The organism is Cupriavidus sp. H39, from assembly GCF_050271075.1.
GTDB lineage: Bacteria > Pseudomonadota > Gammaproteobacteria > Burkholderiales > Burkholderiaceae > Cupriavidus > Cupriavidus necator_B.
On record NZ_CP189848.1, the window covers coordinates 671,709 to 693,504 of the forward strand.

Genomic DNA, 21,796 nt, shown 5'->3' on the forward strand with positions numbered 1-21,796 from the left:
TTTTCTTTGGCGCGCCGACTCCATGTCCGCGCGCCAGGCCGTTGCACACCGATGCCCCCCAAACCAGCCCCCCGCACCCTTCCCGCCCTGCCCGATGACCTCTGCGTGCCGCCCGGCTTCGGCGCGCGCGTGGTCGACTGGCAGCGACAGCATGGACGGCACGACCTGCCGTGGCAGAACACCCGCGATCCGTACCGCATCTGGCTGTCCGAGATCATGCTGCAGCAGACCCAGGTCAGCGCGGTGATCGACTATTTCCAGCGTTTTGTGGCGCAGCTGCCCACGGTGCAGGACCTGGCGGCGGCGCCTGCCGATCAGGTGATGGCGCTGTGGGCGGGGCTGGGCTATTACTCGCGCGCGCGCAACCTGCATCGCTGCGCCATGCAGGTGGTCAGCGAGCACGGCGGCCGCTTCCCCACGGACCCCGCGGTGCTGGTGACGTTGCCGGGCATCGGCCGCTCCACCGCGGCGGCCATTGCCGCGTTCAGCGCGGGGGTGCGTTCGCCGATCCTGGACGGCAACGTCAAGCGTGTGTTCGCGCGCTGCTTCGGCATCCATGGCCATCCGGGCCAGCGCGCGGTGGAAACGCGCATGTGGCAACTGGCGGAACTGGCCTTGCCGGCGTCAGGCCCGCGCCAGGCCGAGGACATGGTGGCCTATACGCAGGGCCTGATGGACCTGGGCGCGACGGTGTGCTCGCGCGGCAAGCCGGCCTGCCTGGCCGATGCGAGCGCGTGCCCGCTGTCGGCCGATTGCGTGGCGCGCCGCGACGGCCTCACCGGCGTGCTGCCCACACCCAGGGCGCGCGCAGCCATCCCCGAGCGCAGCACGGTGATGCTGCTGGTGCGGCGCGAGCGCGAAGTGCTGCTGCGCCTGCGCCCGGACAGCGGCATCTGGGGCGGCCTGTGGAGCCTGCCCGAGATGCCGGTCGACACCGTGCCATTCGACGCTGAAGACGCCGAGACCCGGGCGCTCGATTACGCGCGCGCTTTCGGCACGCCCGCGCGCGCCGCGCTGAGCGGCGAGCTGACCCATGTGTTCACGCACTTCCGCCTGCTGATCCGCGCGATCCGGGTTGACCTGAGTGCGCGCGATGCCAACCTGCGGGAGCAGGACCGCGCGGCGCCATCCGGCCTACGCTGGCTTTCGCTCGACGATCTCGATGCGGTAGGCACGCCCGCGCCGGTGCGCCGGCTGCTCGAAGACCAGGCGCGGGTGGGCTTGTTCTGAGATTGGGGCAGGGCGGAACGCCGCCTACAGCATGTGGTTCTGGCGCATGTAGCGGTGCACGATCTCGATGCGCATGCCGGCGTCGGGCAAGGCCATCAGCATCTGCTTGGCCTTCAGCGGCACCGGCAGCAGCTCGCACAGCCGGTTGGCAACCCAGCTCGGGTCGTCCCACAGGTAGGGCTCGTCGAAGGGCAGGCGGTCGGGCTGCTCGGCGTGCAGTCGCGTGACGATGCGGCGCAGCGCGTCCAGGCATTCGCCCAGCAATTCGAGCTTGCAGTCGATGATGTCGGGCGGGAGCTGCTCGGCGCGCGCCACCAGCAAGCCGTCGTCGCGGGTCTCATGGCTGAGGATATGGAAGCGCTCGCGGCCGCGCGCGCGAATCAGCAGCACGCCCAGCTGCTCCATGTTGCAGTCGACGATCTCGGCCAGGCAGCCGACCAGCTCGGGCACGGTGGCCTGGTTGGGCCGGGCCACTTCGTCGCCGCTGGCGATCAGGCACACGCCGAATGGCGCGCTGTCGCGCAGGCAGTTGCGCACCATGTCGACATAGCGCGCCTCGAACACGCGCAACGGCAGCCGCCCACCGGGAAACAGCACCGTGTGCAACGGGAACAGCGGCAGGTTGTCGAGCGTCCGTGGCGGGTCTTCTGACCCTGTGGGACGGTAGAGGTCGGTCGAGGACATGCGTGCAGGCTTGGGGTCGCGCAGCATTTGGGCCGCCAGGCCGACGCTGCGCTCAGGTGCCCCGTGAAGCCCGGGCGGCCATGCCGCGTGCGTCAGCCCGCCGGTGCGAGCTCTCGGTGTCTGACCAGCACATTACCATGTGCCCGGAAATAGTTGGCCAGCCTTTCCGCAATATAGACCGAGCGATGCTGGCCGCCGGTGCAGCCGATCGCCACGGTCAGGTAGCTGCGGTTGTCGGCGATGAAGCTTGGCAGCCACTTTTCCACGTAGGCGCGGATATCCTCGGCCATCGCCAGCACCATGGGCTGGGCCTGCAGGAAGTCGATCACCGGCGTGTCGCGGCCCGTCAGCGGCCGCAGCGCCAGGTCGTAATACGGATTGGGCAGCGAACGCACGTCGAACACCATGTCGGCGTCGCTGGGCACGCCGTGCTTGAAGCCGAACGACTCGAACAGCAGCGTCAGGCGCTGGCTGTCGTCACGGATCAGTTCCTTGATCCAGCTGCGCAGCGTATTGGTGCGCACATTGCTGGTGTCGATCCGGTGCGCGGCTTCGGCCAGCGGGCTCAGCAGCGCGCGCTCCATCTCGATCGCTTCCATCAGCGCCGTGTCGTTGAAGGCCGGGGCTTGACCCGGACCGGCACCGTCGGTGCGCGCAGACAGAGGATGGCGCCGGCGCGTTTCGGAGTAGCGTTGCACCAGGGCATCGGTGCTGGCGGTCAGGAAAATGACCTCGACCTGGTGCTCGGGGGCCAGCGCGCGCACGGTGTCGGGCAACTGGTCCAGCGATTCCCGGCTGCGGATGTCGGTGGCCACGCCCAGGTGCGTATAGCCCTGGCTGTCGAGATAGCGGGTCAGTTCAGGGATGAACTGGGCCGGCAGGTTGTCCACGCAGTAATAGCCTGCATCTTCGAGGACGTTCAGTGCGACGGACTTGCCGGAACCGGATATGCCGGTGATGAGGATGATGCGCATAGCAACTGAAGCATAGCATCAGGTGCTGGCTGCGTCATGACAGCACGTTGACACCAACAAAAATGGCGAACCTTCCGGTTCGCCATGCTGCTTCGCCAGTGGTGGCGCTCAGGCTGCCTTCGACAGGCATTCCTTCATGTAGGCCTTGTATTCGTCGCCCTTCTTGCCCTTGCCGGACTTGCTGCACGAAGCCATCTTGTCCTGCTGGGTCTTCGGCGCGCCCGACTTCGACAGGCATTCCTTCATGAAAGCCTTGCGTTCGTCGCCCTTCTTGCCGGCGGCCTGCGTATTGCAGGCCTTCATCTTGTCCTGCTGGGTATTGGCCGCGGGCTTGTCGGGGCTGGCCGGCGTAGCAGGCGTGGCGGGCACGGCAGGCGTGGCCGGGGCAGTAGCCGATGGCTTGGCCGGGGTCGCGGGCGTGGCCGGGGTGGCGGTCTGCGCAAATGCGCTGGCCGCGATCAACGGGGTGACCAGCGCGCACATCGCAATCAGTGTCTTCATGCTTGCTCTCCTCGGGGGTGGAAAACCTTATCGCCGCGCGCCGGGTCGGCGTTGCAGCTTCCGTAACGGGCGTGATGCCCATTACAGCACAAAACGGAGCATGCCTAAGAAACGTTGACGGGATGTGGCTACGCCGTTGTAAGCAATTGCAAACCGCGGCGAACGGCGGCTTAAAGCAGCCGGCCCTGCCCGCGCGAGACAGCGTCGGCCTGCATGGCGGCGCGCTGGCGATCCATGAAATCGCGCAGCGTGTCGATGCCGCGCAGGCGCAGGATGGTGTTGCGCACGGCAGCCTCGACCAGCACGGCAAGGTTGCGGCCGGCCGCCACCTGGATCTTGACCATGTGGATCGGCAGCCCGAGCACGTCCAAGTATTGCGAATCCAGCGGCAGCCGCTCGAACTCGCCATCGTTGCGCCGCACCAGCTGCACCACCAGCTTGATCTTCATCTTTCGCCGCACCGCGGTCTCGCCGAAGATGGTCTTGATGTCGAGCAGCCCCAGGCCGCGCACTTCAAGCAGGTTCTGCAGCAGCGGCGGGCAGCGGCCTTCGATGAAATCCGGCCCCAGCCGGACGAAATCGACGGCGTCGTCGGCCACCAGCCCGTGGCCGCGCGAAATCAGTTCCAGGCCAAGTTCACTCTTGCCCAGTCCCGATTCGCCCATGATCAGCACGCCCATGCCCAGGATGTCGAGAAATACGCCATGCATGGTCACGCGCGGCGCCGAGATGCGCGACAGGTACAGGCGCAGGTGGTCAATCACCGCCGCGGACGACACCGGCGTGGTGAACAGGGGCGTCGACGAGCGCGTGCAGCGCAGTTCCAGGTCCGGAGGCGGCTCCATGCCGTCGGCGATCACCAGGAAGGGCGGCTCCAGCAGGATCAGCTCGCCCATCTGGCGCTTGCGGGTCTCGTCGTCCAGCCGCTGGTAGTACGTGATCTCGGGTTTGCCAAGAACCTGGATCCGGTTCGGGTGGATCAGGTTGAGGTGGCCCACCAGGTCGGCGGCGGAGGTTGCTTCGCGGGCGAATTCCACGTCAAAGGCGCGGTCCGCGCCTTCCAGGCCGGCGACCCACGAGAGTTTGAGGTCGGCTGCGTTGTCGTCGAAGATAGACTGGGAGGTGACGCCGGTGAGTTCCATGCGGGTTGACTGGTAAGGCGGACTGCGAAGCGCGTGGCGCCTGCCCGGTCTGGTGCCGGCCCGCTCTGGGGAATCAGTGGATCAGGGATGCCATGCAATCAGCAGTTCGTGCACGGCATCGGGCGTGGGCAGGGTCGCCAGGCCCTCGCGCATGTCGCGATCCGACAGCAGTTGTGCGATCTCGGACAGGATTTCCAGGTGCTGCTGCGTGGCCTGTTCCGGCACCAGCAGGAAGATCAGCAGCGAAACCGGCTTGCCGTCCGGCGATTCGAACGGAATCGGCTCGGCCAGGCGCATGAAGGCGGCCAGGGGCTGCTTGAGGCCCTTGATGCGCCCGTGCGGAATCGCCACGCCGGCGCCGAGTCCGGTCGAGCCCAGCGACTCGCGCGCGAACAGGTTATCGGTCACGATGGCGCGCGCCACGCCATGATTGTTCTCGAAGAGGAGCCCGGCCTGCTCGAACACACGCTTCTTGCTGGTGACGCTGACGTCGAGGGTGATGTTGCCGGGTGGCAGCAATTTGGCCAAACGATTCATGGGCGATGCGCAGGATTTCAGTTAGCGGGCGGACCGTTCCGCCGGGCAGCGGCTGGCTCCCTGGCCGCTGCCGGCGCGGCTGGGAGGCGTCCGGCCCATTATAGAGCAGCGGTTAGGCTCGCATTGTGCAGCGCAGCGGGAGCAGGCGCGGCCACGATTTTCTCTCTCTCTTTGTATGGCGCAGCATACACCTTGACGCTGCGCTTGCGAACACCTCGGGTTCCTATGCGTGACAGGGTTGGCTCCGCTGCCACAGCCGAGCCGGCGCCCGGGCGCAAAAAAGCCGCGCTTCGCGGCGCGGCTTGCCTGTGGAATCCTGGTTCAGCAGCCCGTTTCGGGCTGCCGGGCACGGTTACTGCTGCATTTGCGCGGCGGCCATCTGGTACTTGACCGCTTCGCGGTCGTGGCCTTGCACGCGATCCTTGTAGCGGATCACCTGACGGTCCAGCTTGTCGACGAGTGCGTCGATCGCCGCATACAGGTCTTCGTGATGCGCCTCGACAAAGATGTCCTTGCCCTTTAGATGCAGATTGATTTCCGCGTACTGGCGCCGGTCCTTTTCCTTGTGATTGTCGACAGAGAGCAGCACGCTAACGCCAATGACTTGATCGAAATGCCTGACGATTCGCTCCAGCTTCGTTTCCACGTACTCACGCAGAGGGGGCGTGATGTCCAGGTGGTGTCCACTGATCTTGAAGTTCATAGCGCTTCTCCTTCTGAAAGAGCCTCACCAGGCAGGCGGTGGGCTCGGCTACAAAGACTTGCGGAGATTCACTGCGGGGATCTTGAGGGCTTCGCGATATTTGGCAACGGTGCGTCGTGCGACAACGAAGCCTTGCTCACCCAGCAGTTCGGCGATGCGACTGTCGGAAAGGGGATTCCTCGGGTCTTCGGCTCCTATCAGTTGCTTGATCAAGGCGCGGATGGCCGTTGATGAAGCCGCGCCACCGGTTTCGGTGGACACGTGGCTACCGAAGAAGTACTTCAATTCGAAAGTACCCATCGGCGTAGCCATGTATTTATTGGTCGTCACCCGGGAGATGGTTGACTCATGTAAACCCAGTGTATCGGCAATCTCCCGCAAAACCAAGGGGCGCATGGCGATTTCACCGTGGGTGAAAAAGTTCTTTTGACGCTCGACAATGGCCTGCGAGACACGCAGGATGGTGTCGAACCTTTGCTGGATGTTCTTGATCAGCCAGCGCGCCTCCTGCAGCTTCTGCTGCAGCCCCGCGGTGCCGGTTTCGCCCTTGGCGCCGCGCAGGATCTGCGCGTACATATCGTTGATGCGCAGCCTCGGCATCACATCGGGATTGAGCTGCGCGATCCAGCCGCCGCTGCCTTTGCGCACGAACACGTCGGGCACCACGAAATCGGCTTCGGGGCGGCTGTAAGCGTGGCCCGGGTAAGGGGCCAGCGAGCGGATCAGGTCGTGCGCGGCCTTCAGTGCGACTTCATCGACCTGCAGTGCCTTCTTCAGCCGCGTGTAGTCGCGTACCGCAAGCAGTTCCAGGTGATGGGTAACGATGGTCAGCGCCAGTTCGCGTTGCGGGTGGGTCAGGCGGCGCAATTGCAGCGCCAGGCATTCGGCGGCATTGCGCGCGCCCACGCCGGGCGGATCGAAGCTCTGCAGCAGCGTCAGGATGGCGTGGACTTCGTCGGGGTCGAACTCGAGCTCTTCGGGCAGTTCCGCGCAGATCTCTTCGAGCGAGGCGCTCAGGTAGCCATCGTCATCGAGGGATTCGATCAGGAAGATGGCGAGACCCTTGTCGCGCGCCGAGATCTTCAGCGGCGTCAGCTGCTCCATCAGGTATTCGCGCAGCGTGGGCTCGGCATCGCGCAGCTGCATCGGCGTCTTTTCGTCCTCGTCGCCTTGCGGGCGCCGGGCGAAGTCGTCCAGGCTCCAGTCGCCGTTGCTGTAGTCGTCACCGCTGCTGTTGTCGCCGTAGCTGTCATCGGCGGCGCCGTCGGCGCGCGCGTCGCCATTGCCCTGGGGCTCGGCCGGGGCGGGCGCGGGGGCGCTCTGTAAGTTGACCGAGCCATCGGCCGCCACGCGCAGCGGGCTTTCGATCCAGTCGTTCTCCCGTTCAAGCAGCGGGTTTTCTGTCAGCGCCTGTTCGACTTCCTGCTGCAGTTCGAGCGTGGAAAGCTGCAGCAGCCGGATCGACTGTTGCAGCTGCGGAGTCAGTGCCAGGTGCTGGGAGAGGCGAAGCTGTAGCGACGGTTTCATGCGACCTATTTTATGCGCATCTTTCCGATGTTGGAACGGAAATTGCTATCGCTGATGCGCCGTGATCGCCGCTGGCTCTCTGCCGTGCCGCCATGGCCGCCCGCACGGGGCGGCCGCCTTGTCACATGCGGAAGTTCTCGCCCAGGTAGACGCGCCGCACGGCGTCATTGGCAATGATGTCTTCCGGCTGGCCCGAAGCCAGCACCGTGCCTTCGCTGATGATGTAGGCGTGATCGCAGATGCCGAGCGTCTCGCGCACGTTGTGGTCGGTGATCAGCACGCCGATATTGCGCGCCTTGAGGAAGCTGACGATGCGCTGGATCTCGCCCACGGCAATCGGGTCCACGCCGGCGAAGGGTTCGTCCAGCAGGATAAAGCGCGGCGATGACGCCAGTGCGCGCGCGATTTCCACGCGGCGGCGCTCGCCGCCGGACAGCGACAGTGCCGGGTTGTTGCGCAGGTGGGCGATCTGCAGGTCGTCGAGCAGGGAATCCAGGCGGCGCTCGATCTCGGCCTTGGCCAGCGGCTTGCCCTGGTCCTGCTGCAGCTCCAGCACCGCGCGGATATTTTCCTCGACATTGAGCTTGCGGAACACCGAGGCTTCCTGCGGCAGGTACGACAGCCCCATGCGCGCGCGCTCGTGGATCGGCAGGCCGCTGATGTGGTCGCCGTCGAGCACGATGTCGCCTTCGTCCAGGGCCACCAGGCCGACGATCATGTAGAACGACGTGGTCTTGCCGGCGCCGTTGGGGCCGAGCAGGCCGACCACCTCGCCGCTCTTCACGTCGAGCGAGACGTCCTTGACAACCGTGCGCGAGCCATAGCGCTTCTTCAGGTGGCGCACGACCAGCGTGCTGCCGCCGGGCAGGACGGCGTTGGCTGCGACGGAAGGCTTCTCGGCGAGGGTGGCGTTATCGGTCATGGGTACGGTCAGGCGTTCAGGCGTGGCAGTCGCCGGCGCGCGGGCCGGCGACTGGCGTCAGGGTTTGTTGGCGGGCGCGGGCGCGGGCTTCAGGTCCAGCGGCGAGCCGCCGCCGCCCGCGGTGCCGGACTTCTGGTCCTGGCGCGGCGACAGCACCGCGCGCACCCGGCCGGACGGATTGGCTGCCGCGGCATCGCCGCTGCCGCCGCCGGCGGCGGTGTAGAGTTCCTTGCGGCTGTCGTAGGTCAGCACCGCGCCGCGGATCTCGTCGAGTTGCTTGGCGCCCTGCAGCCGCGCCATGCGGGCGTTGCCGATCAGCTTGGAGAATTCCTGCTTGCCGTCGTATTCGATGCGGTCGCCCCAGCCGTCGATGTATTCGTCGACGCCTTCGCGCTTCTGGCGGATATAGGCCTGCTTGCCCGGCTTCGCGGTGGCCACGGCGAACTGGTAGCCTTCCGGGTCGGTGCGCAGCTCGGCGGCGTCGGACTTCAGGATCATGGTGCCCTTGGTCAGCACCACGTTGCCGCTCAGCGTATAGATCTGCTTGACGTCGTCGTAGCTCGCGTTGTCCGCCTCGAGCACCATCGGCTTGTCGCGGTCCGCGCGCTCGGCAAGGGCAGGCTGGGCCAGCAGGCCGAAGGCCATGGCCAGCGCGAGCAGGGCCGGGGCGGTGCGTCGACGGGACGATGTCGTCAGGGAAGCGGTCATGTTAACAGGGTGGCTTGAGGGCGTCTGGATGCGTGATGGTGCGGATTGCGCGGAAATCGGTGCGCGCGGTGCGGGGCTCAGGACCCTGGCGCCCGGCCCGGCGACGGCCCGGTGATGATGGTGCCGCGTACATTGCCGAGCAATTGTACTTCGCGGGTGACGTTGTTGAAGACCAGGCCGTTGGCGGTCATGACCGACGGGCCGCGCGTCAGCTTGACGGGCTTGTCGGTCTTGACGATGTCGTCATTGACCAGCAGCTGGAAATAGCTCGACGCCGCGGTCAGCTGCGGGTCCTTGGACGGATCCGTGCCCTGCTGGCGCAGCACGTAGCCATTGCCGTACAGGTCGATCACCGTGCCTTCGGCGTTCATGCGGCCGGTGTCGGCACGCGCGGTCACCGGCGGGCGGTCCGGCTCATAGGCGCGCATGGCGGGACGCGTGACCTCGTAGGTCTGGTCGTCCTCGAAATGGACCATGCGCTCGCCGGTAAAGCGGATCTTGGTGCTGCCGTCCAGCGCCAGCTCGGTGGCCGAGAAGCGGTCCATGAAGTAATCCGGCTCGTGCTTCTTGGTGGCCTGCGCGGCCTGGTCTTCCTTGGGGGAGTTGATCTGGACCAGCCAGAACGTGCTGCCCGCCACGAAGGCCATCAGCAGCAGCGGCAGCAGCCGCATGACGATGCCGCTGAGGGAGGCGAGGAGTGCCTGCATGGTGTCCTTGGCGTAATCCTGGTGGTGGCGGCCCGCGGCCGCTCAGATGACCTTGGCGCGGGTCAGGTCGTGGATATGCAGCGCGCCGGTCAGGCGCCCTTCGTCGTCCACCACCAGCAACTGGTTGATGCGGTTGGCTTCCATCACCTGCACGGCTTCCACCGCCAGCCGGTCCTGGTTGACCACGTGCGGGTTGCGGTGCATGACCTCGCCGATCGGCACGGTCTTCCAGTCGCGCGGGGTTTCGAGCAGGCGGCGCAGGTCGCCGTCGGTGAACACGCCGATGGCGCGCCCGTCGGGATCGACCACCGCGGTCATGGCCATGCCCTTGCGGGTGATTTCCATCAGCGCCTGGGCCAGCGGCGTGCTTTCGCGCACCTCGGGCACGGCGTTGCCGGTGCGCATCACGTCGCGCACGTGGGTCAGCAGCTTGCGTCCGAGCGCGCCGCCGGGGTGCGAGCGGGCGAAATCTTCCTCGCCGAAGCCGCGCGCATCGAGCACTGCCACCGCGAGCGCGTCGCCCAGCGCCAGCGCGGCGGTGGTGCTGGCGGTCGGCGCCAGGTTCAGCGGGCAGGCTTCCTTCTCGACCGCCGCGTCCAGGTGGACGTCGGCCAGCTTGGCGAGGTTGGAGTCCGGGTTGCCGGTGACCGAGATCAGGCGCGCGCCGATGCGCTTGACGATCGGGATGATCGACAGCAGCTCGCCGGTCTCGCCGGAATTGGAGAAGGCGATCAGCACGTCGTCGCGCGTGACCATGCCGAGGTCGCCGTGGCTGGCTTCGGCGGGGTGCACGAAGAACGCGGGGGTGCCGGTCGAGGCCAGCGTGGCCGCAACCTTGCGCCCGATATGGCCGGACTTGCCGATGCCGGAAACGACCACGCGCCCGGTGCATTGCAGGATCAGCTGCACGGCATGGGCAAAGTCGCCGTTCAGGCGGGCGGAAAGTGCGGAAACCGCGTCGGCTTCAGTCTGGAGCGTGTCGCGGGCGAGCCTGAGTGCTCGATCCGCATCGAAATTGGCTATCATGGCGACGAAGTATACCAACGAATGCGACGACACCTCGCCGAGCCCATGGCGCGCGTCGCGCTCGCCCGTGCTCGCCGTATATCCGCCGGCAGGGTGCCCGTGCCGGGTCGGCCGCGCGCCTCGCCGGTCACCCTGACCGCCTGATGCATTCGCCGCTGGAACTGACCCTGGTGCTGCTGGCCGCCGCCGTGTTCGGCGTGGTCGCATTCCGCATGCTGCAGCTGCCGCCGATGCTGGGCTACCTCGCCGTCGGCATCCTGATCGGCCCGCATGCGCTGGGGCTGGCCAGCGACACCGCGCAGACCAAGTACCTGGCCGAGTTCGGCGTGGTCTTCCTGATGTTCTCGATCGGGCTGGAATTCAGCCTGGCCAAGCTGCGCGCGATGAAGCGGCTGGTGTTCGGCCTGGGCGGCTCGCAGGTGGTGCTGTCGATGCTGGCGGTGGTGCCGGCCAGTTGGGCGTTCAACTGGCTGTTCCCGCTGTCCTGGCAGGCGTCGGTGGCGCTGGGCGGTGCCCTGGCCATGTCTTCCACCGCCATTGTCTCCAAGATGCTGTCCGAGCGCATGGAGCTGGAGAGCGAGCACGGGCGCAACATCATCAGCATCCTGCTGTTCCAGGACCTGGCGGTGGTGCCGCTGCTGATCGTCATTCCGGCGCTGTCGCAGGATCCGGGCGACTTGATGAAGGCGCTCGGCCTGGCCACGCTCAAGATCGTGGTCGCGCTGGGCGCGATCTTCTTTCTCGGCCAGCGCCTGATGAGCCGCTGGTTCCATGTGGTGGCGGCGCGGCGCTCGCAGGAACTGTTCATGCTGAACCTGCTGCTGGTGACGCTGGGCATGGCGGCGCTGACCGAGCGGCTGGGCCTGTCGATGGCGCTGGGCGCCTTCATGGCGGGCATGCTGATCTCCGAGACGCCGTACCGCCACCAGGTGGAGGAAGACATCAAGCCGTTCCGCGACGTGCTGCTGGGGCTGTTCTTCGTCACCATCGGCATGCTGCTCAATATCCGGGTGGTGCTGGACCACATCTGGCTGGTGCTGGCGCTGCTGGTGGTGCCGGTGCTGTTCAAGCTGGTGCTGATCGCGGCGCTGGCGCGCGTGTTCGGCTCGCGCCAGGGCGTGGCCATCCGCACCGGGCTGGGGCTGGCGCAGGCGGGCGAGTTCGGCTTCGTGCTGCTGAACCAGATCGACGGCCTGAACCTGGTCGATCCGGTGCTGATCCAGGTGATCCTGGCGTCGATGCTGCTGTCGATGCTGGCGGCGCCGTTTCTGATCCAGTACAGCGACGCCATCGTACTGCGCTTTGCCGCCAATGAATGGCTGATGCAGTCGCTGAACATGACCCGCATCGCTGCGCAGAGCCTGCAGACCGAGAAGCACGCCATCATCTGCGGCTTCGGCCGCAGCGGGCAGAACCTGGCGCACATGCTCGAGCGCGAGGGCATCAACTACGTGGCGCTCGACCTGGACCCCGACCGCGTGCGCGAGGCCGCCGCCGCGGGCGATACCGTGGTCTACGGCGACGCGGCCCGGCGCGAGGCCCTGATTGCCGCGGGCATCCACCGTGCCGCCGCGGTGGTCGTGACCTATGCCAACACGCAGTCGGCGCTGAAAGTCCTGCACCATGTGCAGGAGCTGGCGCCGGCGCTGCCGGTGATCGTGCGCACGGTCGACGATTCCGAATTGGACACGCTGCAGAAGGCCGGCGCCACCGAGGTGGTGCCCGAGATCATCGAAGGCAGCCTGATGCTGGCGTCGCACGCGCTGGTGCTGCTGGGCGTGCCGATGCGCCGGGTGGTGCGCGGCGTGCAGCAGGCGCGCGACGCGCGCTACAGCCTGCTGCGCGGCTATTTCCACGGCCGCGACGACGAAGAGGACATGGTCGAGCGCGAGTCGGTGCGGCTGCATTCCGTGTCGCTTGGGCCGCAGTCCACCGCGGTGGGCAGGCGCCTGGGCGTGCTGGGTCTGGAGCGCATCGGGGTCGAGGTGACCGCGGTACGCCGGCGCGGCATCCGCGCCTTCGACCCGCAGCCCGAGACCGTGCTGGAGCCCGGCGATATCGTCGTGCTGCGCGGCCCGCCCGAGGCGCTGGAGGCCGCCGAGACAAGCATCCTGAACGGCTGAGCGCCGGCACGGGCAGGAGCGCGCCGCCGGCTCGGCGCCGGGTTCAGTGCCGGCGCGGCTCGACCCAGGAATCCGGCAGGTTGTCGAGCACCACGCGAGGGTCCAGGGAGCGGATCGGCACGTCGCGACTGGCCGGGATGCGGCCTTCGCCCTGCAGCATCAGGTAGCGCAGGCAGCACACCCGCAGGAAAGACGAGAAATTGGCCGCGACGGCCTCGCTGCCGCGGTGTTCGGTCAGTTCGTCGTGCAAGCGCGTGATCAGCTGGTTGACGGTCATGCCGTCGCGCTGCGCCAGCTCCTCCAGTACTTCCCAGAACAGGCTTTCCAGGCGGATGCTGGTGGCCGCGCCGTGCAGGCGCAGCGAGCGCGACTGGCTCTGGTACGACGCCGGATTGGCGCGGATAAAGATCTCACACATCAAAGGCTCCCTGGCGTGCGGCGCGGTCGGCAGGCTGGGCATGGCCGGCCGGGCCGGCAAGCCATGCGTCACGGTGGGGCGCCGCGTGCGGAAAGCACTAATGTACGATCCGCGTGCCCAGCACCGCAAGGAACTGCGCCAGCCAGGCCGGATGCGCTGGCCACGCCGGGGCGGTGACGAGGTTGCCGTCGGTGTGGGCCTGGTCGACCGGAATATCGGCATAGGTGCCGCCGGCCAGCTTCACTTCCGGCGCGCAGGCGGGGTAGGCCGAGCAGGTCTTGCCTTCCAGCACGCCCGCGGCCGCCAGCAACTGGGCCCCATGGCACACCGCGGCGATCGGCTTGCCGGCCTGGGCGAAGTGCCGCACGATCTCCAGCACGCGCGCGTTCAGGCGCAGGTACTCGGGGGCGCGGCCGCCGGGGATGACCAGCGCGTCGTAGCCGGCCGGGTCGATCTCGGCAAAGGAGGCGTTGAGCGTGAAGTTGTGGCCGCGCTTCTCGCTGTAGGTCTGGTCACCCTCGAAATCGTGGATCGCGGTGGCGCAGGCGTCGCCCGCCTGCTTGTCGGGGCACACCGCGTGAACGGCGTGGCCCACCATCTGCAGCGCCTGGAACGGCACCATGGTTTCGTAGTCCTCGGCGTAGTCGCCCACCAGCATCAGAATCTTTTTTGCCATCGTGGTCTCCTGTATGGTTACGGGTGTCCGGCGGGTGCCGGACGCGGCAGGCCGGCCCGGGCAGTCCGTCCGGCTGGCAGGGCCATTGTGGGGGGCGCCCCCGCGACGCGGGTGGTAACGGGTTACCGCGCCGTCCGCATGCCGCTGCCACCGCTTCCTGACCGGCGCCGCGCGCCTATTTCCCCAACCCCTATGGCAGATTCCATCACCCAGTCCCCTGACCTCGGCGACGTCACCGGCTACCTGCGCGACCGCATCCGGACCGTGCCGGACTGGCCCCAGCCGGGCGTGATGTTCCGCGACATCACGCCGCTGCTGCAGAATCCCAAGACCCTGCGCGTGCTGATCGATGTCTTCGTGCACCGCTATATGGACGCGCAGCTGGACCTGGTCGCCGGCATCGATGCGCGCGGTTTTATCCTCGGCGCGATCGTCGCGTATGAGCTGAACCTCGGTTTCGTGCCGATCCGCAAGAAGGGCAAGCTGCCGTTCCAGACCGTGGCCGAGGAATACGAACTGGAGTACGGCAGCGCCACGGTCGAGATCCACGCCGACGCCTGCCAGGCCGGCGACCGCGTGCTGCTGGTCGACGACCTGATCGCCACCGGCGGCACCATGATGGCCGGGCGCAAGCTGCTGGAGCGCCTGGGCGCGACGGTGGTCGAGGGCGCCGCCATCGTCGACCTGCCGGAACTGGGCGGATCGAAGCTGCTGCACGGCGCCGGCTTGCCGCTGTTCACCGTGTGCAAGTTCGAGGGGCACTGAGCGATGCGTGCCCGCACCGAGACCCCCGCAAGGAGTTTTCATGCCTGACCTGCTGCTGTTCCTGCTGACCTCCGTCGCCGTGACCGTGGCCCCCGGGCCGGACAACCTGCAGGTGCTGGCGCGCGGCATGGCGCAGGGGCGGCGCGCGGGACTGGTGGCGGCGCTGGGCTTTTCGGTCGGATGCCTGTTCCATACCGTGATTGCCGCGGTCGGGCTGGCCGCGGTGCTGCGCTCGTCGCCGCTGGCGTTCCAGCTGATCAAGTACGCCGGCGCGGCCTACCTGATCTGGATCGGCATCCGGGCGCTGCGGGCGAAGGGCGGGCTGGCACAGGGCGGCGATGTCGACGCCGTGCCGCTGGCGCGCGTGTTCCGCCAGAGTGTGCTGGGCAACATGATGAACCCCAAGGTGACGCTGTTCTTCCTGGTGTTCCTGCCGCAGTTCGTGCGCGCCGATGCGGCGCACCCGGGGCTGCAGTTCCTGCTGCTGGGCGTCGTCTTCATGCTGCAGACTGCGGTGGTGTTCTCGCTGTTCGGGCTGTGCGCGGGCTGGCTGGGCGGCTGGCTGCGCCGCCGGCCCGTCACCGGACGCTGGCTGGACCGCGCCGCCGGGGCCATCTTCGTCGGGCTCGGCATCAAGGTCGCGCTGCCCTGAAGCGGGCACGGTCACGGCGGCCGGCAGCGCGCCCACGCTGCGCTGCCGCATCGGCGGCGCGGCCCGGGATGGCGCCGCTTGCCCTGTTGCCTGCGGCCCGCAGCGCGCGCCCACGCCGTTGCCGGTGCCCGGGGCCGGGCGCATAATGAGCCCTTGACAACGACACGATGACCGGGCGGAGCCTCCATTCAGTATTCGGCACCGGTCACACAAAGGCGCACCATGGGCGTTCTTCTTCACCTGTTATCGGGCGTTGCCCTGCTCGTCTGGGGCACCAATATCGTCAAGGTCGGCATCCTGCGCGTCTACGGCGCCAACCTGCGGCACGTGCTGTCGACCAGCGTCTCCAACCGCTTCACCGCCTTCCTCGCCGGCCTGGGCGTCACCGGGCTGGTCCAGAGCAGCAACGCCACCGCGGTCATCGTCAGCTCTTTCGTCGGCCAGGGCCTGATTGCCGTGGCGCCAGCGCTGGCCATCATGCTGGGCGCCAATGTCGGCACCGCGCTGATGGTGCAGGTGTTCTCGCTAGACTTGTCGTGGCTGTCGCCGCTGCTGATCTTCGTCGGCGTGATCTGCCACCTGACCTGGAAGGGCAGCAAGCCCGGCCATGTGGGCCGCGTGCTGATCGGCCTGGGCCTGATCACGCTGGCGCTGGAACTGATCTCGATCGCGACCCGGCCGGTGGTGCAGGCCGCGGGCGTCAAGGTGCTGTTCGCCTCGCTGACCGGTGATTCGGGGCTGGACATGCTGGTCGGCGCCTTCCTGACCATCCTGTGCTATTCGAGCCTGGCCGTGGTGCTGTTCTGCGGCGCGCTGGCTTCGGCCGGCGTGGTGTCGATCCACGTGGCGTTGGCGCTGGTGCTGGGTGCCAACCTGGGCTCGGGCGTGTCGGCGCTGCTGACCACCTCCGGCAATAACCAGCCGGGCAAGCGCGTGACTCTGGGCAACCTGCTGTCGCGCCTGCTGGGCTGCCTGATCGCGCTGCCGCTGCTGGGCCAGGCCGAGGAACTGCTGGCACTGGTCGACCATGAGCCGCAACGGCTGATCGTCAACTTCCACCTGCTGTTCAATGTCGCGCTGGCGGTCCTGCTGCTCGGCGCCACGGCGCCGCTGGCGCGGCTGTGCGAGCGCGTGCTGCCGGGGCGCAATACCGGCGACAGCCAGGTCACGCCGCGGCATCTCGATACCGCCGCGCTGTCCACGCCCGCGCTGGCGCTGTCCAACGCCGCGCGCGAGGTGCTGCGCATCGGCGACCGCATCGAGCAGATGCTGGACAACATGCTGCGCGTGCTGCGCACCAACGATGCCAAGCTGGCCACCGCCACCTGCCGCATCGACAACGAGGTCGACGACCTCTACACCGCGATCAAGCTCTACCTGACCCGCATCAGCCTGGAAGCGCTGGACGAGCGCGACGGCCAGCGCTGGACCGAGATCATCTCGCTCACCATCAACCTGGAGCATGCGGGCGATATCATCGAGCGCATCCTGCTCGATACCAAGGACAAGAAGATCGCCCACAACCTGATGTTCTCCGAGGCCGGCATGCAGGAGATCGCCGAAATGCACGCGCGCCTGGTCGCCAACCTGCGGCTGGGTTTGTCGGTGTTTCTCAACGGCGACCTCAAGAGCGCGCAGGCGCTGATGGCGGAGAAGGCGAACTTCCGCGAGCTCGAGCGCAAGTACGCGCGCACCCATCTGCAGCGCGTGGCGGTGCAAACCGCGGAAAGCATCGAGACCAGCTCGCTGCACCTGGACGTGATCAGCGAGCTCAAGCGGCTGAATTCTCTGTTCTGCGCGACTTCCTATCCGGTACTGGAACAGGCCGGCGTGCTCAACCGCAGCCGCATGAAGGAAGACGATGTGCCGCCTGTTTCGACCGTACAGGCAGCTCGGTCCTGAGCGGCGCGGCCTACAGCTTGTAGCCGATCTTGCGCAACAGCGCCTTGCGCTCGGCCACATCGGCCTCCGTCTCTATCCCCAGCGGCGAGGCGCCATCGATCACGCCCATGACACCGCGCCCTGCATCGGTCTGCGCCACGATCACGTGCGTCGGGTTCGCCGTCGCGCAGTAAATCCGGCATACCTCCGGCACCGCGCGCACAGCACCCAGCACGTTCACCGGAAAGAAGCCGTCGCCCAGGAAGATCAGGAAGCTGTGCCCCGCGCCGATCGCGCGCGCGTTCTCGCAGGCCAGGTCGATCAGGCTCTCGTCGGTGCCCGACCAACGCACCAGCCGCTTGCCCGAGGCCTCGCAGAACGCGAGCCCGAAGCGGATGCCGGGCACCGTGCCCACCAGCGCCTCGTGCAGGTCTTCGACGGTCTTGATGAAATGCGAATGGCCAAAGATGAAGTTGGTGGCTTCCGGCTTGGTGACCGGTACCGACAGGAGTTCCATGGCAGGCCTCCAGGTGTTGGCGGCGACGGCTATTGTGGCCGTCCTTGCCGTTCATGGTAGGACTTGCCGTATTGAATGCAAGGTGGTGTCGCCAGCAAAATTGTGGCGCATCGCTACCGAGGCATTGAAGGCTGTAAAACGGCTGAGCTAATCAACAACGAATGACCCTTCCCCACGCGCGCATAAGATTCCCGCACACGCCTCAATGTTGGTAGCAACCACTGTCTGGAACGAGGGCGCGATGCAGCCGATAAAGTGCCAGACTTTATGGGAGCCCTCTTGGACCACGCCTTCCCATCTCCACGTGCATCCCAGTAAGGGGATGCTCGATACGACGCGCCCTCTGGGACCGCCCGTGAAGTTATGGAAGATGGCGTAGGAAGCGGGATAAAACATGGCGTCTCGCTTTACGGTGTAGTCGTTATTCGGGTAGACGCTTATGGTGGGAATTACCGCAGACGAATATGGAACCAGCGAGCTTTCCGGCTCAAGCGACTTTCTTGGGAATTTCGGAGTGATGGAGGGAGGCTTCTCCATCTCGGCGTCGGGAGAGATGATGCGCAGGCTCTGATCCTTTGGTATGTACGCGCCAGAGAAGCCAGGCTTGGAAGGGTCGAGAGATTGACAGACGATCCCGTCGAATGTCTTTGGGCCGAGCGTCACATCGCCTTCGTTTGTAATGTCCACCGCACCGTGCATCTGGCACCACCGCGCGTGGCGCTCGTTGGCCTCAGGCAGTTGTTGCGACCGCAGGATGGTGCGGGACCCATCGGCATTGGGTATCGCATTGTCAGGCGCATTCTGCGCAAGGGCGGGTGTCATGCTTGCCGCAGCCCCGAGCGCGGTGATCTTGAGCGCATGCTGGATTCGACTTCGCATCGGCGTCTCCTGGTTGCCCAGTAAAGGAAGGACGTGATGGGACACGTCCATGTCTTCACGTTAGGAGATGGAGCGGGCGCCTAAGCCATCAATGTCACCACATCTTGATGCAAGGCAACTAACACAACCGCCGATGCGAGCAAGCCCCGAGGATTCTTGCCCCGCGCATCACCGAAAGTTCCGAGGGCCCTAGCGCGCCAACAACGGCTTCAGGTACTTGCCCGTAAAGCTCGCCTTGCTCCGTGCGACATCCTCCGGCGTACCGCGCGCAATCACCTGGCCGCCGCCGGCGCCGCCTTCAGGACCCATGTCGATCAGCCAGTCGGCCGTCTTGATGACGTCCAGGTTGTGCTCGATGATGACAACCGTATTGCCCTGGTCGCGCAGCTTGTGGATGACCTTGAGCAGCAGCTCGATATCGTGGAAGTGCAGGCCGGTGGTCGGCTCATCGAGGATATAGAGCGTGCGACCGGTATCACGCTTGGACAGCTCGAGCGACAGTTTCACGCGCTGCGCCTCGCCGCCCGACAGCGTGGTCGCCGACTGCCCCAGCCGGATATAGCCCAGCCCCACGTCGAGCAGCGTCTGCAGCTTGCGCCGCACCACCGGCACCGCGCTGAAGAACTCATGCGCCTGCTCGACGGTCAGGTCGAGCACCTCGGAGATGTTCCTGCCCTTGTACAGCACCTCCAGCGTTTCGCGGTTGTAGCGCTTGCCGTGGCAGACGTCGCACGGCACGTACACGTCCGGCAGGAAGTGCATCTCGACCTTGAGCACGCCATCGCCCTGGCACGACTCGCAGCGCCCGCCCTTGACGTTGAACGAGAACCGGCCCGGGTCGTAGCCGCGCTCCTTGGCCGCCGGCACGCCGGCGAACAGTTCGCGGATCGGCGTGAACAGGCCGGTGTAGGTAGCCGGGTTCGAGCGCGGGGTGCGGCCGATCGGGCTCTGGTCGACGTTGATGACCTTGTCGAAGTGCTCCAGCCCCTCGATGCGGTCGTGTGCCGCCGGCTCCGGCGTGGATCCGTACAGGTGGCGCGCCACCGCGTGGTAGAGCGTGTCGTTGATCAGCGTCGACTTGCCCGAGCCGGACACACCGGTGATGCAGGTCAGCAGGCCCACCGGCACCTCGGCGGTGACGTTGCGCAGGTTGTTGCCGCTGGCGTTGACGATGCGCAGCAGCCGTTCTTCATCCGGGGCGGCACGCTGCTTCGGCACTTCGATGCGGCGCTGGCCAGACAGGTATTGCCCGGTCAGCGAAGCCGGCGAGTCCTCGATCTGCCGCGGCGTGCCCTCGGCCACGATCATGCCGCCGTGCACGCCGGCGCCCGGGCCGATATCGACCACGTAGTCGCAGGCGCGGATCATGTCCTCGTCATGCTCGACCACCAGCACCGAATTGCCGATATCGCGCAGGTGCTTGAGCGTGCCGATCAGGCGGTCGTTGTCGCGCTGGTGCAGGCCGATCGAGGGCTCGTCCAGCACGTACATCACGCCGGTCAGCCCGGAGCCGATCTGCGATGCCAGCCGGATCCGCTGCGCCTCGCCGCCAGACAGCGTGTCGGCGCTGCGCTCCAGCGACAGGTAGTCCAGGCCCACGTTGTTGAGGAAGTTCAGCCGCGCGGTGATCTCCTTGATGATCTTGTCGCCGATCTCGCGCTTGGCGCCGTGCATGTCCAGCGTCAGGAAATACGTCAGCGCGTCGCGCAGCGGCCAGCCATTGATCTCGAAGATGGCGCGCGCCTGCTCGCCCTCGCCCAGCTTGACGTGGCGCGCCTCGGTGCGCAGCCGGGTGCCGTGGCAGGCGGGGCAGGGCTGGTTGTTCTGGTACTTGGCCAGTTCCTCGCGCACGGCGACGGAATCGGTCTCGCGGTAGCGGCGTTCCAGGTTGGGGATGATCCCTTCGAACACGTGCTCGCGCACCGTGGTGCGGCCGCGCTCGTTGATATAGGTGAACGGGATTTCAAGATCGCCAGACCCGTGCAGCACCACCTGCTGCACGTTTTCCGGCAGCTCCTCGAACGGCGTCTCGGTGTCGAAGTCGTAGTACGCCGCCAGGCTTTGCAGCATCTGGAAGTAGAACTGGTTGCGTCGGTCCCAGCCCTTGATCGCCCCCGAAGACAGCGACAGGTTGGGGAAGGCCACCACGCGCTTCGGGTCGAAGAAGGTGATCTGGCCCAGCCCGTCGCAGCTCGGGCACGCGCCCATCGGGTTGTTGAACGAGAACAGCCGCGGCTCCAGTTCCTGCAGCGAATAGGAGCAGATCGGGCAGGCAAAGCGCGAGCTGAAGGTGTGCTCCTTGCCGCTGTCCATCTCGAGCGCCAGTGCGCGGCCGTCGGCCAGGCGCAGCGCGGTCTCGAACGATTCGGCCAGGCGCTGCTTGAGGTCGGCGCGGACCTTCACGCGGTCGACCACCACGTCGATGCTGTGCTTCTCGGTCTTCTTCAGCTTGGGCAGGGCATCGACCTCATAGACCCGGGCCTCGGCCTCATGCGCGGTGCCGCCGCCCGAGCGGATGCGGAAGCGCACGAAGCCCTGCGCCTGCATGCTGTCGAACAGGTCCGAGTGCTCGCCCTTGCGGTCGACCACCACCGGCGCCAGGATCATCAGCCTGGTGTCCTCGGGCAGCGCCAGCGCCGCATCGACCATCTGCGACACGCTTTGCGCCTGCAGCGGCTGGTTGTGGTCGGGGCAGTAGGGCGTGCCGGCGCGGGCGTACAGCAGGCGCAGGTAGTCGTGGATCTCGGTGACGGTGCCGACGGTGGAGCGCGGGTTGTGGCTGGTGGCCTTCTGCTCGATCGAGATGGCTGGCGACAGCCCCTCGATCAGGTCGACATCGGGCTTTTCCATCAGCTGCAGGAACTGGCGCGCGTAGGCCGAGAGCGATTCCACGTAGCGGCGCTGGCCCTCGGCATAGAGCGTATCGAAGGCGAGCGAAGACTTGCCGGAACCAGACAGGCCCGTGATCACGATCAGCCGGTTGCGCGGCAGGTCGAGATTGATGTTCTTCAGGTTGTGGGTACGCGCCCCACGGATCTTGATTTCTTCCATATGCCGAAAAGTCGTCGCCAGGCAGGCCGCCCCGGCCGGAATGCGCGCCCGGGCGCACCTCTGGGGGCCACTGGCATGGCCAGGTGACCCGGGAAGCGCGGAGGAGCAAACCTGTTAATATACCCAACTTCGGTTTCCGGGGTTGTCCGGCCACCAGCGGACCCGACCGTTGC

22 protein-coding genes are annotated in these 21,796 nt (G+C 66.7%); 6 read left to right on the top strand and 16 right to left on the bottom strand.

Annotated features, from left to right (window positions below):
- Window positions 1–51 precede the first annotated feature (51 nt).
- A complete protein-coding gene (mutY, locus tag ACOCMH_RS18565) occupies window positions 52–1,230 on the top strand; it encodes an A/G-specific adenine glycosylase (RefSeq protein ID WP_427312451.1) in 1,179 nt (392 codons plus the stop codon).
- 24 nt (window positions 1,231–1,254) lie between these two features.
- Here the strand turns inward: mutY and ACOCMH_RS18570 are convergent, their stop codons facing one another.
- From ACOCMH_RS18570 to ACOCMH_RS18620, 11 genes are all read right to left on the bottom strand, one after another.
- Window positions 1,255–1,914: an LON peptidase substrate-binding domain-containing protein gene (locus ACOCMH_RS18570; RefSeq protein ID WP_427312452.1), complete on the bottom strand. Its 660-nt coding sequence runs from the start codon at window positions 1,912–1,914 to the stop codon at window positions 1,255–1,257.
- Window positions 1,915–2,006: 92 nt separating this feature from the next.
- Entirely contained in the window at window positions 2,007–2,888 is an 882-nt protein-coding gene (gene rapZ / locus ACOCMH_RS18575) for an RNase adapter RapZ (protein ID WP_427312453.1), read from the bottom strand.
- Window positions 2,889–2,996: 108 nt separating this feature from the next.
- Window positions 2,997–3,389 carry a PsiF family protein gene (locus ACOCMH_RS18580; protein ID WP_427312454.1) on the bottom strand — a complete coding sequence of 131 codons (393 nt, stop codon included), beginning with the start codon at window positions 3,387–3,389 and terminating at the stop codon, window positions 2,997–2,999.
- Window positions 3,390–3,559: 170 nt separating this feature from the next.
- Window positions 3,560–4,531 carry an HPr(Ser) kinase/phosphatase gene (gene hprK / locus ACOCMH_RS18585; RefSeq protein WP_012351664.1) on the bottom strand — a complete coding sequence of 324 codons (972 nt, stop codon included), beginning with the start codon at window positions 4,529–4,531 and terminating at the stop codon, window positions 3,560–3,562.
- Window positions 4,532–4,612: 81 nt separating this feature from the next.
- Window positions 4,613–5,068: a PTS sugar transporter subunit IIA gene (locus ACOCMH_RS18590; RefSeq protein WP_018008706.1), complete on the bottom strand. Its 456-nt coding sequence runs from the start codon at window positions 5,066–5,068 to the stop codon at window positions 4,613–4,615.
- Between the two features lie 352 nt (window positions 5,069–5,420).
- Window positions 5,421–5,771, bottom strand: coding sequence for a ribosome hibernation-promoting factor, HPF/YfiA family (gene hpf / locus ACOCMH_RS18595; RefSeq protein WP_010814386.1), 351 nt, complete (start codon window positions 5,769–5,771; stop codon window positions 5,421–5,423).
- A 48-nt stretch (window positions 5,772–5,819) separates the two neighbouring features.
- Window positions 5,820–7,298, bottom strand: a complete 1,479-nt coding sequence (locus ACOCMH_RS18600; protein WP_427312455.1) for an RNA polymerase factor sigma-54 — start codon at window positions 7,296–7,298, stop codon at window positions 5,820–5,822.
- A gap of 121 nt (window positions 7,299–7,419) precedes the next feature.
- A complete protein-coding gene (gene lptB / locus ACOCMH_RS18605) occupies window positions 7,420–8,220 on the bottom strand; it encodes an LPS export ABC transporter ATP-binding protein (RefSeq protein ID WP_171514267.1) in 801 nt (266 codons plus the stop codon).
- A 57-nt stretch (window positions 8,221–8,277) separates the two neighbouring features.
- Entirely contained in the window at window positions 8,278–8,928 is a 651-nt protein-coding gene (lptA, locus tag ACOCMH_RS18610; RefSeq protein WP_427312456.1) for a lipopolysaccharide transport periplasmic protein LptA, read from the bottom strand.
- A 77-nt stretch (window positions 8,929–9,005) separates the two neighbouring features.
- Entirely contained in the window at window positions 9,006–9,635 is a 630-nt protein-coding gene (gene lptC / locus ACOCMH_RS18615; RefSeq protein WP_427312457.1) for an LPS export ABC transporter periplasmic protein LptC, read from the bottom strand.
- A 42-nt stretch (window positions 9,636–9,677) separates the two neighbouring features.
- Complete coding sequence (locus tag ACOCMH_RS18620; RefSeq protein WP_427312458.1) at window positions 9,678–10,661, bottom strand: KpsF/GutQ family sugar-phosphate isomerase; 984 nt, start codon at window positions 10,659–10,661, stop codon at window positions 9,678–9,680.
- Between ACOCMH_RS18620 and ACOCMH_RS18625 the strand changes: the two genes are divergently transcribed.
- Window positions 10,548–10,805, top strand: a complete 258-nt coding sequence (locus tag ACOCMH_RS18625) for a hypothetical protein (RefSeq protein WP_427313411.1) — start codon at window positions 10,548–10,550, stop codon at window positions 10,803–10,805. The two genes, ACOCMH_RS18620 and ACOCMH_RS18625, sit on opposite strands and share 114 nt — an antisense overlap.
- Window positions 10,805–12,784 carry a monovalent cation:proton antiporter-2 (CPA2) family protein gene (locus ACOCMH_RS18630; RefSeq protein ID WP_427312459.1) on the top strand — a complete coding sequence of 660 codons (1,980 nt, stop codon included), beginning with the start codon at window positions 10,805–10,807 and terminating at the stop codon, window positions 12,782–12,784. Before ACOCMH_RS18625 ends, ACOCMH_RS18630 begins: the two co-directional genes overlap by 1 nt.
- 43 nt (window positions 12,785–12,827) lie before the next feature.
- Here ACOCMH_RS18630 and ACOCMH_RS18635 read toward each other — a convergent pair whose 3' ends face one another.
- Window positions 12,828–13,202 (bottom strand): ribbon-helix-helix domain-containing protein, encoded by a 375-nt coding sequence (locus tag ACOCMH_RS18635; RefSeq protein WP_427312460.1) that lies wholly within the window; start codon window positions 13,200–13,202, stop codon window positions 12,828–12,830.
- Between the two features lie 97 nt (window positions 13,203–13,299).
- Window positions 13,300–13,878 carry a DJ-1/PfpI family protein gene (locus tag ACOCMH_RS18640; protein ID WP_427312461.1) on the bottom strand — a complete coding sequence of 193 codons (579 nt, stop codon included), beginning with the start codon at window positions 13,876–13,878 and terminating at the stop codon, window positions 13,300–13,302.
- A 192-nt stretch (window positions 13,879–14,070) separates the two neighbouring features.
- Between ACOCMH_RS18640 and ACOCMH_RS18645 the strand changes: the two genes are divergently transcribed.
- The 3 genes from ACOCMH_RS18645 (at window position 14,071) to ACOCMH_RS18655 (ending at window position 17,197) form a co-directional block, all read left to right on the top strand.
- A complete protein-coding gene (locus ACOCMH_RS18645) occupies window positions 14,071–14,643 on the top strand; it encodes an adenine phosphoribosyltransferase (protein ID WP_427312462.1) in 573 nt (190 codons plus the stop codon).
- A 40-nt stretch (window positions 14,644–14,683) separates the two neighbouring features.
- Window positions 14,684–15,295, top strand: a complete 612-nt coding sequence (locus tag ACOCMH_RS18650; RefSeq protein WP_427312463.1) for a LysE family translocator — start codon at window positions 14,684–14,686, stop codon at window positions 15,293–15,295.
- 222 nt (window positions 15,296–15,517) lie between these two features.
- On the top strand, window positions 15,518–17,197 hold the full coding sequence (locus ACOCMH_RS18655) for a Na/Pi cotransporter family protein (RefSeq protein WP_171514258.1): 1,680 nt from the start codon (window positions 15,518–15,520) through the stop codon (window positions 17,195–17,197).
- 10 nt (window positions 17,198–17,207) lie between these two features.
- On the opposite strand, the gene ACOCMH_RS18660 is transcribed toward ACOCMH_RS18655, so the two are convergent.
- The 3 genes from ACOCMH_RS18660 to uvrA form a co-directional block, all read right to left on the bottom strand.
- Window positions 17,208–17,693 (bottom strand): adenosine-specific kinase, encoded by a 486-nt coding sequence (locus tag ACOCMH_RS18660; RefSeq protein WP_427312464.1) that lies wholly within the window; start codon window positions 17,691–17,693, stop codon window positions 17,208–17,210.
- Between the two features lie 147 nt (window positions 17,694–17,840).
- On the bottom strand, window positions 17,841–18,623 hold the full coding sequence (locus ACOCMH_RS18665) for a hypothetical protein (RefSeq protein WP_427312465.1): 783 nt from the start codon (window positions 18,621–18,623) through the stop codon (window positions 17,841–17,843).
- A 138-nt stretch (window positions 18,624–18,761) separates the two neighbouring features.
- Window positions 18,762–21,623, bottom strand: a complete 2,862-nt coding sequence (gene uvrA / locus ACOCMH_RS18670) for an excinuclease ABC subunit UvrA (RefSeq protein WP_427312466.1) — start codon at window positions 21,621–21,623, stop codon at window positions 18,762–18,764.
- Window positions 21,624–21,796 lie beyond the last annotated feature (173 nt).